At 36.5% G+C, this 17185-nt stretch carries 18 protein-coding genes; 15 read left to right on the forward strand and 3 right to left on the reverse strand.

Going from position 1 to position 17185, the window contains the following annotated elements; genetic code table 11:
- The first annotated feature begins 42 nt into the window (after positions 1 to 42).
- The 3 genes from EG346_RS13400 to EG346_RS13410 all read left to right on the forward strand — a co-directional run bounded on the left by EG346_RS13400 (position 43) and on the right by EG346_RS13410 (position 2395).
- On the forward strand, positions 43 to 552 hold the full coding sequence (locus EG346_RS13400) for a GNAT family N-acetyltransferase (protein WP_123879187.1): 510 nt from the start codon (positions 43 to 45) through the stop codon (positions 550 to 552).
- Positions 553 to 598: 46 nt separating this feature from the next.
- Entirely contained in the window at positions 599 to 1600 is a 1002-nt protein-coding gene (locus EG346_RS13405; protein WP_073333034.1) for an acyltransferase family protein, read from the forward strand.
- A 153-nt stretch (positions 1601 to 1753) separates the two neighbouring features.
- Entirely contained in the window at positions 1754 to 2395 is a 642-nt protein-coding gene (locus tag EG346_RS13410; protein ID WP_073333032.1) for a uracil-DNA glycosylase, read from the forward strand.
- Here the strand turns inward: EG346_RS13410 and EG346_RS13415 are convergent.
- Both EG346_RS13415 and EG346_RS13420 read right to left on the reverse strand, forming a co-directional pair.
- Entirely contained in the window at positions 2382 to 2891 is a 510-nt protein-coding gene (locus EG346_RS13415; RefSeq protein WP_123879189.1) for a hypothetical protein, read from the reverse strand. The two genes, EG346_RS13410 and EG346_RS13415, sit on opposite strands and share 14 nt — an antisense overlap.
- A gap of 8 nt (positions 2892 to 2899) precedes the next feature.
- Positions 2900 to 3391 (reverse strand): DUF456 domain-containing protein, encoded by a 492-nt coding sequence (locus EG346_RS13420; RefSeq protein WP_073333021.1) that lies wholly within the window; start codon positions 3389 to 3391, stop codon positions 2900 to 2902.
- Positions 3392 to 3513: 122 nt separating this feature from the next.
- Here EG346_RS13420 and EG346_RS13425 point away from each other — a divergent pair, with 122 nt between their 5' ends.
- The 11 genes from EG346_RS13425 to EG346_RS13475 all read left to right on the forward strand — a co-directional run bounded on the left by EG346_RS13425 (position 3514) and on the right by EG346_RS13475 (position 13981).
- Positions 3514 to 4782 (forward strand): mechanosensitive ion channel family protein, encoded by a 1269-nt coding sequence (locus EG346_RS13425; RefSeq protein WP_073333019.1) that lies wholly within the window; start codon positions 3514 to 3516, stop codon positions 4780 to 4782.
- A gap of 122 nt (positions 4783 to 4904) precedes the next feature.
- Positions 4905 to 5627: a pyridoxine 5'-phosphate synthase gene (locus EG346_RS13430; RefSeq protein ID WP_123879191.1), complete on the forward strand. Its 723-nt coding sequence runs from the start codon at positions 4905 to 4907 to the stop codon at positions 5625 to 5627.
- A gap of 128 nt (positions 5628 to 5755) precedes the next feature.
- Positions 5756 to 6535, forward strand: a complete 780-nt coding sequence (locus tag EG346_RS13435; protein WP_123879193.1) for an alpha/beta fold hydrolase — start codon at positions 5756 to 5758, stop codon at positions 6533 to 6535.
- 116 nt (positions 6536 to 6651) lie between these two features.
- Entirely contained in the window at positions 6652 to 6897 is a 246-nt protein-coding gene (locus EG346_RS13440) for a microviridin/marinostatin family tricyclic proteinase inhibitor (protein ID WP_123879195.1), read from the forward strand.
- 39 nt (positions 6898 to 6936) lie between these two features.
- Complete coding sequence (locus EG346_RS13445; RefSeq protein ID WP_073333009.1) at positions 6937 to 7176, forward strand: microviridin/marinostatin family tricyclic proteinase inhibitor; 240 nt, start codon at positions 6937 to 6939, stop codon at positions 7174 to 7176.
- Between the two features lie 44 nt (positions 7177 to 7220).
- Positions 7221 to 7448, forward strand: a complete 228-nt coding sequence (locus EG346_RS13450; protein ID WP_073333006.1) for a microviridin/marinostatin family tricyclic proteinase inhibitor — start codon at positions 7221 to 7223, stop codon at positions 7446 to 7448.
- An 84-nt stretch (positions 7449 to 7532) separates the two neighbouring features.
- Complete coding sequence (locus EG346_RS13455; protein ID WP_123879197.1) at positions 7533 to 8489, forward strand: MvdC/MvdD family ATP grasp protein; 957 nt, start codon at positions 7533 to 7535, stop codon at positions 8487 to 8489.
- Positions 8482 to 9486 carry an MvdD family ATP-grasp ribosomal peptide maturase gene (locus EG346_RS13460; protein ID WP_123879199.1) on the forward strand — a complete coding sequence of 335 codons (1005 nt, stop codon included), beginning with the start codon at positions 8482 to 8484 and terminating at the stop codon, positions 9484 to 9486. Before EG346_RS13455 ends, EG346_RS13460 begins: the two co-directional genes overlap by 8 nt.
- 477 nt (positions 9487 to 9963) lie before the next feature.
- Positions 9964 to 10977, forward strand: a complete 1014-nt coding sequence (locus EG346_RS13465; RefSeq protein WP_073332993.1) for an NAD-dependent epimerase/dehydratase family protein — start codon at positions 9964 to 9966, stop codon at positions 10975 to 10977.
- Positions 10974 to 12743 (forward strand): AMP-dependent synthetase/ligase, encoded by a 1770-nt coding sequence (locus EG346_RS13470; protein ID WP_123879201.1) that lies wholly within the window; start codon positions 10974 to 10976, stop codon positions 12741 to 12743. Before EG346_RS13465 ends, EG346_RS13470 begins: the two co-directional genes overlap by 4 nt.
- 179 nt (positions 12744 to 12922) lie before the next feature.
- Positions 12923 to 13981, forward strand: a complete 1059-nt coding sequence (locus EG346_RS13475; protein WP_123879203.1) for a diphosphomevalonate decarboxylase — start codon at positions 12923 to 12925, stop codon at positions 13979 to 13981.
- 127 nt (positions 13982 to 14108) lie between these two features.
- Here EG346_RS13475 and EG346_RS13480 read toward each other — a convergent pair whose 3' ends face one another.
- On the reverse strand, positions 14109 to 14780 hold the full coding sequence (locus EG346_RS13480; protein ID WP_123879205.1) for a DUF2461 domain-containing protein: 672 nt from the start codon (positions 14778 to 14780) through the stop codon (positions 14109 to 14111).
- Positions 14781 to 15404: 624 nt separating this feature from the next.
- Here EG346_RS13480 and EG346_RS13485 point away from each other — a divergent pair.
- Positions 15405 to 17120: a DEAD/DEAH box helicase gene (locus EG346_RS13485; RefSeq protein WP_073332983.1), complete on the forward strand. Its 1716-nt coding sequence runs from the start codon at positions 15405 to 15407 to the stop codon at positions 17118 to 17120.
- Positions 17121 to 17185: the final 65 nt, after the last annotated feature.

Here is a 17185-nt window from a genome sequence, read left to right on the forward strand (position 1 = left end):
TGGAGGAGATTTTTGATCATTCGTTTTTAGTACATTTGGAAGATGAAATTAGAAACTGAACGATTGATCTTAAAAGAAATTAATGAAAATCACGTCGAAGATATTCTACGGATCAGGAGCAATCCATTGATTAATCAATTCGTTACAAGAGTTTCACCAAAATCTAATTATGATGCGCTGGCGTTTATTTTAAGCATCAAAAGGAGAACTCAGACTAAAGAAATTATTTTCTTCGGAATCTCTTACAAAGATCAACCCGATCTTATCGGAACCATTTGTCTCTGGAAATTTTCTGAAGACAGGAAAACAGCAGAGATTGGTTATGAATTGTTACCTGATCATCATAGGAAAGGAATTATGTCGGAAGCTGTAGATTCTGTTTTAAATTTTGGATTTAATGAATTAAATTTACAGGAAATTTTAGCGTTCACCAATACAATGAATGAGGCTTCCCAAAAGTTATTACTGAAACACAATTTTGTTTTGCAACAAGGAAGAATAGATGAAGGTTTTCCGGACAATATTGTTTTTAGTTTATATAAAGGAAATTAACTTTTAACCATTGATCGCCGGAAAGGCAATATTGTTTTTTTATAACATGAGAAATGAAATAAAATCGTTAACCGGACTTAGAGGTATTGTAGCACTTTGGGTGACGTTTTTCCATTTCACTTATTTTAAAAGTTTTTGGATTCAGTCTGTAATTGGCAAAGGGTACGTTGCTGTAGATATTTTTTTTGTACTCAGCGCTTTTCTTCTTGCGGTATCATACTCCGGAAAATTTCGGCACCTGACTTTTGATAATGCCGCGACATTTTATAAAAAAAGAATCAACAGAATCTATCCGGTGTATTTTTTCTCCATTGTTTTTATCGTGCTTTTTATTGCAAAAGATCCTTCCTGGTCTGAGTTTTTAATTAATGCAGGACTTCTCCAGTGTTTTTTCAATCCCAATTATTCATTCAATGAAGTGTATTGGTCTTTAAGTACGGAATGGATGTGTTATCTGATGTTTCCTTTCATGCTCTGGGCCATCATACGATATAAAATAAACAGCTGGATCCTCATCGCATCAGGATTATTTCTCAGAGGGATTATTTCTTATTTACCAGATATGTACTTTGATCATTCGCCGCTTACCATAAACAGATCTTCACAATACCTTGATATTGTTTTTGGAGTAAATTCTTTAGTGCGAACAGTTTCTTCTTATTGTATAGGAATCGGGATTGCATTTTTACCGGAAATAAAGATGAAGAAAAGTAATTTTTATGTGTATGGAGCTGTTATTTTATTTTTAGCCTTGCTTTATACTGGAAGGGGGATATTCTTTATTCCTCTACTGTCTGCAATGATTATAAAACATCTGTATTCAGAAAAAGAAAGCCTTGTCAAAAAGTTTTTAGAAACAAAAGTTGTCTATTTTCTTGGTAATATTTCGTACTCACTGTATATCATTCATTATATAGTAAAGAAACAGAACATTGTCGTTGTAGATTCCTATCATATTAATAATTTTCTTTTGATCGGGTTTTCAATAGTGCTGTCCTATTTTTCTTACCTATGGATTGAAAAAAAGGTGAAAATATTTAAAGCATAGATCATTTTCAATCTCAGTCATTAAGCAATATCATCATCATATAGTCAGATTTGGTCATCCAGGAATTAAAGAATATTTTTGTACTGAAATTCCTGTGGAACAGAAATTATATCATTATATTAACACCTATTTTCAAATTATCTTATCGAACTCATGACCTGGACAGAAGTTTTAGCCCCAATAAAAAGTACAGCCTATTTTACAACCCTTTGGGAAAAAGTAAAACAGGAATATGCTACCACCAAAGTATTTCCTCCTAAAAATCAAATATTCAGAGCCCTGGAAATCACACCTTTTGACGATGTTGAGGTTGTGATTATTGGTCAGGATCCTTATCATAATGACTATCAGGCGAATGGATTGTGCTTTTCTGTTTCAGAACAGGTCACTGCACCGCCTTCACTTAAAAATATTTTTACAGAACTGAAAGATGATGTAGGAGTTGAAAGAACTTCAAAAGAGTTGGATGACTGGGGGAAACAAGGCGTTTTATTATTGAATGCTACCTTAACCGTACGTGCCCATTCACCAAATTCTCACAAGGATTTAGGCTGGGAAAAATTCACAGATTTTATCATCAGGGAAATTTCAGATAAGAAAGAAAATGTGGTTTTCGTTCTTTGGGGAGCTTTTGCACAAAAAAAAGCCGAACTCATTGATCCGGCTAAACATTTTATTTTAAAATCGGCGCATCCTTCACCATTTTCTGTGTACAGAGGATTTTATGGAAGTAAACCATTCTCGAAGATTAACGAATACCTGGTATCAAAAGGAAAGAAACCTATTTCCTGGTAGAATCTCCTGATCCTTCAGTTTTTTTGATGGTAATCCCGACCTTATATTTTCCTTCCAAAGCTTTGGCGCCGCCATCCGCTTTTGGAAACGGGTTGACCTCTTCCAGTGAAATAGTATATCCATTAAATTCTTGCGACTGATGGAAATTTCGTCCTGCGTTTTCAGTAGTCGCGAGACTTAAAACCACAGGCCGGGAATAAGTTCCCATTACTTCAATCTCTGCTACGGCAACTCCTGCCCAGATACAGTTCACTCCTTCCGGACATCGGCTGTCTTCAGAAATACCTTTGAAGGTCACATTCATCTCATAGTCTTTCAGGAATCTGTTTTCTCCCTGATTAAAATAAATGATGCCTCCTTGTTGCTTTGAATTTTTAGTGTCATTCATAGGAGAGGGTGTTCCGGAAGTTTGTTCCGGTGTTTTCGTTTTCTTTTGGGCGTTGCATCCCGCTAAGGTCAGCAATCCCAGGCTGAATATGATGGCTTTGTGGAACATATTTTTTTTTAAATAATATTAAGCATATCTAAAACTACTACCAAAAACATTGCCACACCTACTACAAGACTAAAACCGGTTCCGTAAATGAAGCCGATAAATGCCCCCTTGGTAGATTGCAGAGCCTTGTTCATATCCTTGCTGTCATGAAGGAGTTCACCAATAAATACCCCCGCAAACATCCCTACCAGAAAGCCTAGAGGAATAGGAATAAAAATTCCTACAATAGTCCCGATAATAGATCCGATACTTCCCCAGCGGGTCCCACCGTATTTTCTGTTGGTTTTTGCAGGAATGACATAACTCAGCACTATAGAAATGGCTGTAAGAATTCCGAAAGCCCAGATATAAATCATAGGCAGATCCGCATCTGTCCCGAATTTATAGATCAGTAGTCCGCAGATGCTTAATAAAAGTCCCGGAAGGACAGGCAGAAAAGTTCCCAGCATTCCGAGAAATAATAAAATAAGGCAGAGAATATTAATTAATGTTGTATCCATTCTTCAAAATTATCAATGCAAGATAGGAAAAAAGAAGATTTGCCAACACGTTTTCAATATTTGGGATGAAAATTGATTGTCAATAGGTACATCATCATTCTTAATTTTATAAATTTGCTGTAATGAAAGACGAGATACAGGACACTAAAAACTTTTTACAGGAAATAAGTGATCAGCTTTATATCTATATCAGCCAGGTAACTCCCGGCGGGATGGATTGGATTGTTCATATTATTATCAAGCTGGCATTGCTGTGTGCTGTATTTTTAATTGTTGACTTTGTATTTAAATTTGTCATTAATTTTGTATTCAGGTTTTTTCGAAATGATGAGAAGTATCCGATCATCCGATCCATCTATCAGTCTAAAATTACCAATTCCGTCGCTCATTTTTCTGCACTTCTTGTGGTAGGCGCAGTACATCCTTCAATATTTCCCGCAACTGCATTACCGAAAACAAATATTTTTATCAACAGATCTATTAATTTAGGTTTGGTATTGATTCTTGCCGGAATGCTTTACCGTTCATTGACAGGTTTCCGGAGCTATTTCACCATAAAACAGGATTTCTATAAAATTATGGCATTAAATGCCATTTCAGAAACCGTAAAGATCTTAGGAATATTTATTTTTTCTGTTGTGGGGCTCTGTGTCATATTTGGAATTAAGGGAACCACAATTGTCGGAAGCCTGGGAGCTATTACTGCCGTTCTGGTACTTGTTTTCAGAGATACCATTTTAGGTTTTGTAACCGGGATACACGTTGCTACCTCAAAGAATCTGAAAGTAGGAGACTGGGTAAGCATTCCCAAATACAGCATTGAAGGAAATATTACAGATATAAGCCTTCTGACGACGAAAATTACCAATTTTGATAAAACCGTTTCAACCATTCCAACCTACGACCTTCTGACGACGGAGATCAAAAACCTTCAGGTGATGTCGGAATCCAATACAAGAAGAATCAAAAAATCGGTTTATTTTAATATCAATTCATTTAAATTTTTAAATGAAGAAGATATTGAGCGTTTAAAAGATATCAACCTTATTTCAGAGTATCTGGAAGAAAAAACACAGGAAATCAGACAAGAAAACCAAAGTGTGGAGCATAATGAAAAGACGATTAATGGCAGACAGCTTACCAATATTGGCGTTTTCAGATATTATGCTCAGAAATATATTGAAAACGATCCTGATATTGATGAAAACGGAACGAGAATGGTCCGTCAGCTTGATATTACGCCACAGGGGCTTCCTCTAGAAGTGTATTGCTTTGCCAATGATTCCAAATGGGAACATTTTGAACAGATCCAAGCGGATATTTTTGACCACTTGCTGGTGGCTTCAAAAGAATTTGACCTTCAGGTAATGCAGATAAGCGTTAAAGTATAAAGTATACAAGCCAGTAACTTACTATGTTCTGGCTTTCTTTAATATAAAAAATAAGTTAATAATAATCGGACAGGGAAGTGGAATGAAAACCCAACTTCTGCTGTCTAACATCTTAATGAAAAATGACAAAACTAAGCGTAAACATCAATAAAATTGCGACCATAAGAAATGCAAGAGGAGGCGAAACGCCAAGTGTAACAGAAGCCGCAATCAAGATTCAGGAGTTTGGAGGACAGGGAATTACGATTCACCCAAGACCGGATGAGAGACACATCACAAGAAAGGATGTCTATGATCTGAAACCTTTGGTTACTACTGAATTTAACATTGAAGGAAATCCGCACCGCTCTTTTATTGATATGGTTTTGGACGTAAAGCCTGAACAGGTTACGCTGGTTCCGGATGCAGATGATGCCATTACTTCCAATGCCGGATGGGATACCAGAAAGCACATCGATTTTCTAACGGAAATTATTGCAGAATTTAAAAACGCAGGAATCCGTACTTCAATTTTTCTGGATCCTTTACCTGAACTGGTTGAGCATGCAGCAAAAACAGGAGCAGACAGAATTGAACTCTACACTGAAGCTTACGCTAAAAATTATCTGACCAATAAAGAACAGGCCATCAAGCCCTATTACGACACAGCACTTGCTGCCACAGAATTTGGATTAGGAATTAATGCCGGACATGATCTGAGCCTGGAAAATTTAAAATATTTTGCCGACAATATTCCAAACCTTCTTGAAGTATCCATAGGACATGCTCTGGTTTCTGAAGCATTGTATATGGGACTTGAAAATACGGTACAGGCTTATCTGAAGAGACTGGCTGTTTGGGGATAAGAAAACAAGAAGCCTGGATCATAGGAAAGTCATTGGAACATACTGATCACTTTTATTCTTCATCCGCTAATTTATCATTTGGCTTCTAAACTCTAATGTCTACCATCTAACTTCTAATTTCAAAAAAAATGGAAATCTTAAACTCAAAAATATTCGGCGAAAATCTTAAGACTACGCCACTTCTGGTCTTTCACGGACTATTTGGAATGCTCGACAATTGGGGAAGCTTTGGAAAAGACTTAGGTGAGCAACTTCCCGTTCATCTTATCGATCTCAGAAACCATGGCAGAAGCTTTCATTCGGAAAGTATGTCTCACGATGATCTTGCAGACGATATTGCGCATTACATGGACCATTACGGTATTCACAAAGCTCATGTACTGGGCCATTCCTTAGGAGGGAAAGCGGTGATGCAGTTTGCGCTAAAATATCCGGAAAAAGTAGAAAAACTAATCGTAGTAGACATTTCGCCCAAAGCATATCCTCCCCATCACCAGGGAATTATTAAAGCTCTGGAAACGGTAGACTTCAATACAGTAAGCTCCAGAGGAGAGGTAGAAACTGTTCTCAGTCAGTATATTCCTGAAAAATCTACCATTCAGTTTTTGGCAAAGAACCTGTATTGGGATGATGATAAGAAACTGAACTGGAGATTCAACCTTAAAACCTTATCGGAAAAATACAATGAGTTTGTATCTAATGCGATAAAATTTGGTGTTTTTGAAGGGGATTCTTTATTTATTGCTGGTGAAAAATCCAATTATATCCTTCCACAGGATGAATATGGGATTAAACAGCAGTTTCCAAAAGCGAAAATTGTGACCGTAAAAAAAGCCGGACATTGGGTTCAGGCAGAAAATCCTGTTGATTTCGCGAAAGTTGTTAAGGAATTCTTAGGTTTACATTAATTTAATTCTGTTTTTATAATAATTTAGTTAAAATTTTCTTAAAATAACCTTGTATTTCCCTGCGTGTTGATATTTTTTGTACTTTAGTTTTACATAAAAACTAAATATATTAACTTATGGAAAAGAAAAACTCAAAAAAACCTTTCTTTGCTTCATTTTTAGAGAAACAAATTAAGGATCCGGAAGCAATTCAGGGAGGAGCAGTGACAACACCTGTCACAGATTTAGTAACGTTGCCGACAAGAGATACCGTTAGCACATCTCCGCTTGTTGATAACGCAACGCTTCCTGTAAGAGACCAGGTAGTTACCTTGAAATATCCGTCTGACAGTGATGAGTCAGGAGAATTAGAAATTTTGTAATCCTATTACGATATAAATTATTAACCTAACTCAATAATTATGAAAGACGAGAATTCAAAAAAGAAACCTTTTTTTGCTTCATTTTTAGAAAAGCAGATCAAAGATCCTGAAACGGTTCAGGGAGGTGGAGGAGTCATTACCAATACAGATAATGATATTATTACGGCACCTTCAGTTGATAATGTTACAGCACAGATTTTTGATCATGTAACATCGCCAAACAAAGATCTTTTGGTTACGATGAAGTATCCTTCAGATGGTGATGATTCTGTTATTTAAATTCTGAAAGAATACAATTATACTTTAACCCAAACTAAATTATTATGAAAGACAAAAATTCAAAAAAGAAGCCGTTTTTTGCGTCATTCCTGGAAAAACAATTAAAAGATCCTGAAACTATTAAAGGTGGAGGTGAAATTACAATTCCTGAAAGAGACGTTATTACAAAACCGAAAGTAGATAACGTAACTTCTCCTCAGGACGATCTAATGCAGACCATGAAATATCCATCTGACGGAGATGATGATTCTCCATCTGTTCCATTAGACTAATACATTAAAAATAGTAATCGTATTAATACAATCATATCAAAGGAAACTTACCACTAAGTTTCCTTTTTTAATAAAAACAGGCAAATGATTCTCTGCATCACCCACTCACAGGATTTTTATAATATCGACCTCTTTTTTGAATATCTGAACTCTAAAAATATTCCATATTTCAGACTTAATTCTGACCGTATGAACCATTTTCAAAAGATCAGTGTGAATGAAGACTCATTTGAACTGACGGATGAATTCGGAAACACGGTTCATTCCAAAAATATTCAGGGAGTATGGCACAGAAAAGCCTGGGGGATAAGTACACCGGAAGAACTGGATGACGATTACAGAAAAGTGTTCCTGAGCGGATATGCCAACCTTCGGTATAACCTGATCACTGTATTAGAAAATGTTCCATGGATTAACCCTTTTGAAAATGAGAGAAAAATTGATGGAAGTAAAATGCTTCAGCTAAAGTTAGCCAAAGAAAATAATCTCAGGGTTCCGGAAACCCTATTTTCAAATGACGAAGAAAAGATCACTGTCTTTTTTCATGAATTCTGTGGCGGAAAAGCAGTTGCTAAACTTCACAGTCTGACCGCAAAGACCATGAACGGAGAGAATCTTATCTCAACAATGATCATTGAAGAGGACACTTTGGAACATCTTTCGGATATCACCTATTGTCCTATGATCTTTCAGCCTTATGTTGACAAAGAATACGAATTGAGAATTGTTTACATTGCAGGAGAGTTTTTTACAGGAAAGATCAACAATAGCGATAATGTCGACTGGAGATCAGCGCAGGGAGATTATCACTGGTCAGCCTATGATCTTCCGGAAAATGTTAAAACCGGTCTGACTTCCATGATGAAAGCAATGGGGCTCTATATCGGAGCCATTGACATGATCAAAGGAAAAGACGGAGACTATTATTTCCTTGAAGTCAATCCTCAGGGAGAATGGGGAATGCTACAGAAAGAACTGGGGTTCCCTATTGCAGAAAGAATTGCCGATAACCTTATAAAAAGAATCAATACCCATGAATAAAATACTAATTATTACGCACACTGCAGATAATTTTTCAATCGAGAAAGTAACAGAATATATAGAGAAAAACGGTTGTGAGGTCATCCGTTTTGATGTAGACCTGTATCCTATACAAAATAAACTGTCGACCATTTTTCAGGATGGCGAATGGGTAAGTATCCTTGAAACCAAAGATGCACAACACCGTTTGGATGATATTGCTGCCATTTGGTACCGCAGAGCTTACAATATCGGAAACGGGGTGAAAGAAGAAATGGATAAAAAATTCTATGGTGCCGCTATGGGAGAAATCCGTAATACGCTTTTCGGATTTATAGAGTCTGTAGATGCCTATGCATTGGGGAAACCTGGGATTTACAGAAGGTTAGACAGTAAAGAGGAACAGCTAAAAGTAGCGGTTAAATTAGGACTTAAAATTCCTGAAACCTGCCTGACCAATAATCCTGAAGAAGCGAGAAAATTTATCCTTAAACATCAGAATGTAGTCGCGAAAATGCAGACCGGTTTTGCGATTTATGAAGATGGCGTAGAAAGCGTCGTGTTTACCAATGTAGTTGGCGAAGATAAACTTGAAGAGCTTGATTCACTCCTGTACTGCCCGATGCAGTTCCAGAAAAAGATCGAAAAGAAAAAAGAACTTCGTGTTACCATCGTAGGACAGGACGTTTATGCTTTTGAAATAGATTCCCAACAGTCTGAAGATGCCAAAGTAGACTGGAGAAAAGACGGTGTCAACCTTTTAACCAAATGGGTAAGAACAGAACTGCCGACAGATGTGGAAGCAAAACTTCTTGAACTTTTAGATGTATATAACGTTGATTATGGCGCGATAGACATCATTGTTTCCCCTGAAGACGAATACTATTTCATTGAAATCAATGCAGCAGGAGAGTTTTTCTGGCTGGATAACCTGACTGAAGACAATCTTATTTCAAAGAGTATTGCAGATGTTCTTTGCGACAAAGCTCCCAGAAGAAACAATATGGTGATGGCTTAAAAATAGCATGACCACTTAAATACTGAAAGCCCTTTTGTATATCTGAAGGGCTTTTTTGTTTCCTGGAGTGAAAACAAGGACTTGAGTATTGAACCACCCCGTCAAAAATTCTCTGAATTTTCGCCACCCCTCCAAAGGAGGGGAATTTTGATACGGCAAAGTTCTGTCATCATGAAAATCTTCAATTTTGAAAGAAACTGTTTGCTCTTCTTTTTTCAAAATATTAAACTTAAATAACTCAAGTAAAAAACTTTTCTCTCTTTTGTGGTTGAAACAGTCCGTTCATTATTCTATCAACTTAAACAGAATTATATTCAATAACCGGGATAATGATAATATTGGTTAAATTAAGTGGAATTCTGCTTTAAAAATCGCAAATTTGCATAAGCAGTTTTTCGTGAAATCTGTACAGAAAAATGAAGAATTGCCGGATAGAAAATATTGTTATATTTTAGTCAGCAATCAAGTAAATAATTAATGATTTTTGTAACGGGTGCGACCGGAATTCTGGGAAGGGTAATCGTTTTGGAACTTCTTAAAAAGGGAAAAAACGTACGGGCTTCCAAAAGACCGGGAAGCAATTTAAACGATGTGAGGCATTCTTTTAATGTCTATACAGAAAATTCTGATGATCTTTTTAATAAGATCGAATGGATAGACCTGGATTTTGACGATCTGGACGCTTTGCAACATGCATTAAAAGGGGTAGATGAGGTCTATCACTGTGCCGCAAAAGTAAGTTTCCATCCTCATGATGAAAAAGAAATGTACCATACCAACGTAAAAGGTACAGAAAACCTGCTGTTTGCCTGCGAAGGGTCAGGAGTGAAAAAATTTCTTCATGTCAGTACGATTGCTGTATTGGATCTTTTTAACGAAAAAGGAGAATTAGACGAAAATTCTGAATTTAATCCTAAAGAAGAACATTCTGCTTATGCTATTTCCAAACATCTTGCTGAAATGGAAGTATGGAGAGCTTCTGCAGAAGGATTGAATACCATCATCGTCAATCCCGGAATGATCATCGGAAGCGGAAACTGGGGCCAGAGCAGTGGAGATATCTTCCCTACTTTTGAGAAAAATGGATTTACATTTTCCGGCGGAACAAGTTATGTAGATGTAAGAGACGCTGCTAAAATTTGTATTGAACTCATGGAAAAAAGTGTTTTCGGAGAGCGCTTTATCCTTATTTCAGAAAACAAGAAATATGCAGAGCTCGGACAGCAGATCAGAACGAAATTAGGTCTCAAAGAAGCTAAAATTCTTACAAAATCACAGTTAAATGTAGGAAGACTGGCTAATATCCTTTTCGGTTGGCTGATTCCGAAACTGAGAATCATTACCAGATCCAATATTGAATCCATATCCTCTCTCAATACCATTTCCAACGAAAAAATAAAAAAAGAGCTTGATTATCAGTTTATTTCTGTGAAGGAAAGTGTTGATTTTCATCTTAACAATTATATTAACGACAAAAAGCTGAATTCATGAATCTTGCAGCAGCAATTATCCTAAAAAATGTAGAAAAGCATCCTTTAAAATCTGCGATTGGTTTTAAAAAGAAGGAGGAAGCCTGGAAAGAACTGAGCTGGAAAAAATTGAGTGAGATCGTGTTTAAAACAGCCAATGCACTGAAAGATGCGGGAATTCAGGAAGATGATAAAGTAGCCATTTATTCGGATAATTCTTCCGAATGGATGATTTTTGATCTGGCTTCAATGGCTATTGGCGCAATAACCGTTCCTATTTACTCTACAAATAATGCGGAACAGGCAGAATATATCTTTAGTGATTCGTCTGCAAAAGCTGTTCTTGTAGGAAGCCAGGAGCAATATGATGCATGTCTGGAGCTTTTAAATAAGGAAGGAAGTCAGCTGGAAACGATTATTGTTTCCAAAAAATCAATCTGGATCAAGAAAGAATTCAACAGTTTTTATCTTGAAGATTTTATTGCCAAGTCTTCTCCCAAACTGGAGATCACTCCCAAAGAAAATGATGATACAGCGACGCTGATCTATACCTCCGGAACTACGGGAACTCCGAAAGGGGTTATGCTTACCCACGGAAATTTTATCAAAGCCTTTGATTCGCACTTTGAGTTTTTTAAATTTAAAAACTTTGAAGAAGAACTTTCACTCGCATTTCTCCCTCTGACGCACGTTTTCGAAAGAAGCTGGAGCTTACTTTGCCTTTATGGCGGTGCCAGAGTTTATTTCCTGGAAGATCCTAAGAATATTGCCAAAGCTCTGGAAGACGTAAAACCTACCATGATGTGTGCCGTGCCGAGATTTTTTCAGAAAGTATATGCGGGAGTTTTAGAAAAAGCAGAAGAAGGTTCATCAACGAAGAAAAAGATCTTCGATTGGGCACTGGCAACGGGATGGCAGACTGCAGAACTGAGAAGAAGCGAAAAACCGGTTCCTTTTGGGTTAAAACTGAAAGAATCTGTTGCTGATATGCTTGTTTTCAGTAAAATTAAAGAAAAAATGGGTGGCAGACTATGGTTCCTACCTTGCGGAGGAGCATCATTGTCACCGGAAGTCACCAGATTCTTCGACTCTGTCGGCATTCATGTGACCGTAGGATATGGGCTGACAGAAACGACAGCGACCCTGACCCTTTTTCCATTGACTCACTATGAACATGGTACGAGCGGAAAACCTTTACCAGGCGTAGAAATTCGCATCGGTAAAAGCGATGAGATCCAGGCTAAAGGAAACGGCATTATGAAAGGCTATTACAATAAGCCTGAAGAAACTCAGAAAGTTTTCACCGAAGATGGCTGGTTCAAGACCGGAGATGCCGGAAAATTTGATGATAAAGGGAATCTGATCATCACAGACAGAATCAAAGATCTCATGAAGACTTCCAACGGAAAATATATCGCGCCGCAGCAGATCGAAAACCTTCTCACCAATAATAATTTTATCCAGCAGATCATGCTGGTAGCAGAAGGAAGACAGTTTGTGTCGGCTCTTATTGTTCCTAATTTTGAATTTTTACAGGATTATATAAAGAAAAATAATATTCCGTTCACCAAATGGGAGGAGGCTGTGAAAGAGGATAAGGTCATCACTTTATATAAAGAAAAAATTAAAGAATTACAGGAACATCTGGCAGATTATGAAAAAGTGAAGAAGTTCACGCTGATGCCGTCAGAATTTGACATCAATACCGGAGAAATAACCCCTACATTGAAGGTCAAAAGAAATGTGGTTCTTAAAAAATATGCGGATATTATAGAAAAAATGTATTAAAATAAAACCATCTGGACCACTAAGACAACACAGGCTTTTCAAATAAAAAAATCAAAGATTTGAAAACGTAAGTAGTCTTGAACCGACAGTTTTATTAACTTTATCAATAACTTAAGTGTTACTATTCTTTTGTGCCTTCTGTGGTTAAATAAAAGCGTTTTAGCATTTTAAATCAGACTATGACAACACAAGAATTTCTAGGAAAACAAAATTTCACGATTCATACGAAGACGGTTTCAGAAAGCTGTCCGTCTAATATTGCCCTGATCAAATACTGGGGGAAATATGAAGATCAGATCCCTGCCAATCCAAGCATCAGTTATACGCTGAATCACTGCAAAACCAATACTTCTATGGAGTTTTTGGCAGATGAAAATTTCTCTGTACAAACCTTCCTTGCAGGACATGAAGAAGTGAAATTTGCAGAAAAAATAGAAAAATATTTTAAGAATATCGAACAGTATATTCCCTGGATATTGAAAGGGAAATACATCATCAGAACAGAGAATACTTTTCCACACAGTTCCGGGATTGCGAGTTCTGCTTCAGGATTTGGAGCAATTGCAAAATGCCTGATGAAGCTGGACGAAGAGTTTTCAGGAAATACATCCGAGGAAGAATCTTTAAGAAAAGCCTCATTTTTGGCTAGATTAGGAAGCGGCAGCGCTTGCAGAAGTTTGTACAACGGATTGGTCGTTTGGGGAGCTTCGGATGAGGTAGAAGGAAGTTCGGACTTATTTGCCGTAAAATATCCGGATTCTGAGATTCATGAGGTATTCAAAAACTTCAACGACTGGGTTTTATTAATCCATGAAGGTCAAAAAAGTGTTTCCTCAACGGTAGGGCATGGATTGATGAATACCAATCCTTATGCTGAAAGAAGATTCCAGGAAGCAAGAGAAAATTTTGTTCCGATGAAGGAAATTCTCAAAGGCGGACACATGGAACACTTTATTAAGTTAGTGGAACATGAAGCTCTTACCCTTCATGCCATGATGATGATGAGTGATCCTGCCTTTATTCTGATGAAAACCGGAACTATGGAAGTGATCAATAAAATCTGGGAATTCAGAAAACAAACAGGACTTCCTTTATTTTTCACACTGGATGCAGGAGCAAATGTTCATGTCTTATTTCCAAAAGATGCTTCAGAAGAAAAAATCAAAATATTTATTGAAACAGAATTGCTTCAACACACCCAGAATAATGGAGTAGTGAAGGATGTGATGCAGTTTTAAAATAAAAAAAATACTTTTTTTCTATCAATACATAACTGCGTCATCTGCGAAATCTGTGAGGGAATTTTTCCACTGAGATTTCTTAGATGACGCAGATTTTTTTATTCCGATAGGACTGTTGCTATTGTTATAAATTCAAAGTGAGGGGAGTGTTGAGGAAATCATTGAAAGGTTTCATCAGGTGAAAAATCTTTGTCATATTTTTCACCGCATTTTTATCTAAAACCTCTTCATCTTTTAAATGGTAAAGCACGATGAAACTTTTAAGCTTTAAATATTCTCCCATCGGATCTTCCTTTTCAAATCCCTGAGGAATTTTTTTCAGTTTGTCGTCCTGATCCAGTTCCGGGAAATGCTTTTTAAACTCTTTCTGACTGATGATCTTGAGGAAATCCTCGCCATACAACGAAATTTCTTTTCGTACTTCTTTCAGAACGGAAGATTCCGGCATATAAACACCTCCGGCCAGAAAAGACTTCCCGGGTTCTATATGAAGATAATAACCAGCTTTGTGGCTTCCTTTTCCCATTCCTAAAGAAGCACCGAAATTGGTTTTGTACGGTATTTTATCTTTTGAAAATCTCGTATCACGATAAATTCTGAACAATGATTTTTTGCCGTCAATTTTCCCCAGTTCTTCATCGAATTCTGCCATTTCTTTGATCAGTTCGTCCAGAAAAGCAATGACGTTTTCCTGCGATTCCGTATAAAGATTTTTATTTTCATTGAACCATTCGCGGTTGTTATTCTGGGTCAGATCTTTTAAAAATGTCAGGGTTTCTGGTTTGATGGTAATCATACTTTTGGAAATTTAATGTAAGAGGGTGTTTTATTGAACCAAGTTAAAAAATAAACTTATGATGACCAAAATTAAGTGATGAGGGTACTGTTTTTATGCTTAATGAAGTAGACAGATTTCATGGATGAAAATTGTGAAATTCAGTATGCAAATTTGATCCAATGAGGTGTGAATTTTACAATTAAATTTTTAAAAAGAGGCTAAAATGAGAGGAATCCAATAAAAAAAAGATGGTATCGTACAGTTTGGAGAAAATAATACTAACTTTGAATAAGCTTCAAATAAGCGATAAATTGCGCCCAGTCAACAGATGAGTAAATCTTGAAATGTAACCATGGATACTGGAAATGTTCTCATGATAATAAATGAGATTTTAAAAGTAAATTTTGCGTTTCATGGTGATATTTTTGAAAATTCATAAATAATACAGAAAAAATCAATGTAATTTAATAAAAAAAAATAATGTTTAGCATGTTTTTAATTTAAGACCTGTTTTTTTGGATTTAATTTTTTAAAAATTAAAAATATATTAAAGGATTCTGAATTAAAGTTTACATATTTAAAACTTTATTCAAAAACAAATCAAATATTTGTTGTATCTTTGCAAAAATTTTAAAATATTTAATGAATTTATTTACGGAGTCCAATTTAAGTCCTGACATCCTTAAGGCAATTGGCGAACTGGGTTACGAAAGCCCGACAGAAATCCAAAAACAGACTATCCCTTTCATTCTTTCAGATATTCGCGATTTGATCGCACTTGCGCAGACAGGGACAGGCAAAACAGCAGCGTTTTCGCTTCCGATTTTGGATATGATTGACGAAACGAGTCGCAAAATCCAATTTTTGGTGCTTTGTCCGACACGGGAACTATGTCTTCAGATTTCTAAAGACATAAAAAATTATTCCAAGTACATGAAAGACATCAAAACCACAGCGGTTTACGGTGGAAGCAGTATTATGGATCAGATTCGTTCTTTAAAGGACAAGCCGCAAATTATTGTAGGTACTCCAGGGAGAGTAATCGACCTTATCAACAGAAAAGCACTTGATTTTTCTGCTATTCATTGGTTAGTTTTAGACGAAGCTGATGAAATGCTTTCAATGGGTTTCAAAGATGAGTTGGAAACGATTCTGAGAGAAACACCGGATACAAAGCAAACTTTCTTGTTCTCGGCGACGATGAATAAAGAAGTGGAAAGAATTTCTAAAAATTATCTTACGACTCCACACCGTATTTCTGTGGGTTCTATTAACGAAGTTAAGAAGAACATCAAGCACGAATATTACGTAGTAGGATACCGTCAGAAAAAAGAAGCTCTTAAGAGATTAATTGATGCCAACCCGAACCAGTATTCTATTTTGTTCTGTAGAACGAGAATGGAAACTCAGGAGGTGGCAGATTTCCTGATGCAGAATGGCTATGCAGCTGATGCACTTCACGGAGATCTTTCTCAGGCACAGAGAGATACAGTAATGAAGAAATTCAGACTGAAAAATATTGATATCCTTGTAGCGACAGACGTTGCAGCAAGAGGTTTGGATGTAAACTCTCTGACGCACGTTATCCATTATTCTTTACCTGATGATCCGGAAGTATTCGTTCACAGAAGTGGAAGAACCGGTAGAGCAGGAAAAGATGGTATTTCAATTTCTTTAATTAAACCTGAAGAAAGCAGAAAACTGAAGCAGATAAAATCTACAACGAAAATCGATATTGTAGAAAAATTCATTCCAACAGGCGAAGATATTATCAAAGCTCAGGTGGAAGGTGTTTTTGAAAAATTATTTACGGAACACGAAGAAGATATCTTTGAATTCAATGATAGCTTAATTCCGGATCTTAGTGCGTTTACAAAAGAAGAATTGGTACACAAACTATTGCAGTTCCAGTTAAAAGACCTTGCTTTGTACTACAAAGATAAGCATGATCTTGTTGATCAAAAGTTCAGCAGCAGAGATGATGATTATTCAAGAAGAGACAGAGATAGAGGAAGGGACCGCGATAGAGGAAGAGATCGTGACCGTGGAGACCGTGACGTAAGAGGAAGCAGAGATAGCAGAGACCGTGGCGGAAAACCTAGAAGAAAGGACGAAAACATGGTAAGATTCTTCTTCAACCTTGGGAAAAAAGATCAATTGAAAAAGCTTGATGTTTTAGAAATCATCAATAAAGCTACTGCCGGAAAAAGCAAAAAAAGAGCTGAAATCGGTGATATTGAAATCTTAGAAAAATTCTCCTTCTTTGAAGTGGAGAAATCTTTCTCAGAAAATGTAATGAGCAATATTCCTTCAATGAAATTTAAAGGAAAAGAAATGAGAGCTGAAGTAGCAAACTAAGGCATCTCAATATCATATAAAACCGGCTTTTAGCCGGTTTTTTTATTTGATAATCAGGCATTAAT

Source organism: Chryseobacterium carnipullorum (assembly GCF_003815695.1).
Classification (GTDB): domain Bacteria; phylum Bacteroidota; class Bacteroidia; order Flavobacteriales; family Weeksellaceae; genus Chryseobacterium; species Chryseobacterium carnipullorum.

Excerpts from the sequence above, each read along its gene's own strand:
- EG346_RS13445 (WP_073333009.1), top strand. The coding sequence starts at position 6,937 with ATGAAAGACGAGAATTCAAAAAAGAAACCTTTTTTTGCTTCATTTTTA.
- EG346_RS13485 (WP_073332983.1), top strand. The coding sequence starts at position 15,405 with ATGAATTTATTTACGGAGTCCAATTTAAGTCCTGACATCCTTAAGGCA.
- EG346_RS13405 (WP_073333034.1), top strand. The coding sequence starts at position 599 with ATGAGAAATGAAATAAAATCGTTAACCGGACTTAGAGGTATTGTAGCA.
- EG346_RS13455 (WP_123879197.1), top strand. The coding sequence starts at position 7,533 with ATGATTCTCTGCATCACCCACTCACAGGATTTTTATAATATCGACCTC.
- EG346_RS13460 (WP_123879199.1), top strand. The coding sequence starts at position 8,482 with ATGAATAAAATACTAATTATTACGCACACTGCAGATAATTTTTCAATC.
- EG346_RS13480 (WP_123879205.1), bottom strand. The coding sequence starts at position 14,780 with ATGATTACCATCAAACCAGAAACCCTGACATTTTTAAAAGATCTGACC.
- EG346_RS13475 (WP_123879203.1), top strand. The coding sequence starts at position 12,923 with ATGACAACACAAGAATTTCTAGGAAAACAAAATTTCACGATTCATACG.
- EG346_RS13465 (WP_073332993.1), top strand. The coding sequence starts at position 9,964 with ATGATTTTTGTAACGGGTGCGACCGGAATTCTGGGAAGGGTAATCGTT.
- EG346_RS13400 (WP_123879187.1), top strand. The coding sequence starts at position 43 with ATGAAATTAGAAACTGAACGATTGATCTTAAAAGAAATTAATGAAAAT.
- EG346_RS13430 (WP_123879191.1), top strand. The coding sequence starts at position 4,905 with ATGACAAAACTAAGCGTAAACATCAATAAAATTGCGACCATAAGAAAT.
- EG346_RS13435 (WP_123879193.1), top strand. The coding sequence starts at position 5,756 with ATGGAAATCTTAAACTCAAAAATATTCGGCGAAAATCTTAAGACTACG.
- EG346_RS13440 (WP_123879195.1), top strand. The coding sequence starts at position 6,652 with ATGGAAAAGAAAAACTCAAAAAAACCTTTCTTTGCTTCATTTTTAGAG.
- EG346_RS13410 (WP_073333032.1), top strand. The coding sequence starts at position 1,754 with ATGACCTGGACAGAAGTTTTAGCCCCAATAAAAAGTACAGCCTATTTT.
- EG346_RS13425 (WP_073333019.1), top strand. The coding sequence starts at position 3,514 with ATGAAAGACGAGATACAGGACACTAAAAACTTTTTACAGGAAATAAGT.
- EG346_RS13420 (WP_073333021.1), bottom strand. The coding sequence starts at position 3,391 with ATGGATACAACATTAATTAATATTCTCTGCCTTATTTTATTATTTCTC.
- EG346_RS13470 (WP_123879201.1), top strand. The coding sequence starts at position 10,974 with ATGAATCTTGCAGCAGCAATTATCCTAAAAAATGTAGAAAAGCATCCT.
- EG346_RS13450 (WP_073333006.1), top strand. The coding sequence starts at position 7,221 with ATGAAAGACAAAAATTCAAAAAAGAAGCCGTTTTTTGCGTCATTCCTG.
- EG346_RS13415 (WP_123879189.1), bottom strand. The coding sequence starts at position 2,891 with ATGTTCCACAAAGCCATCATATTCAGCCTGGGATTGCTGACCTTAGCG.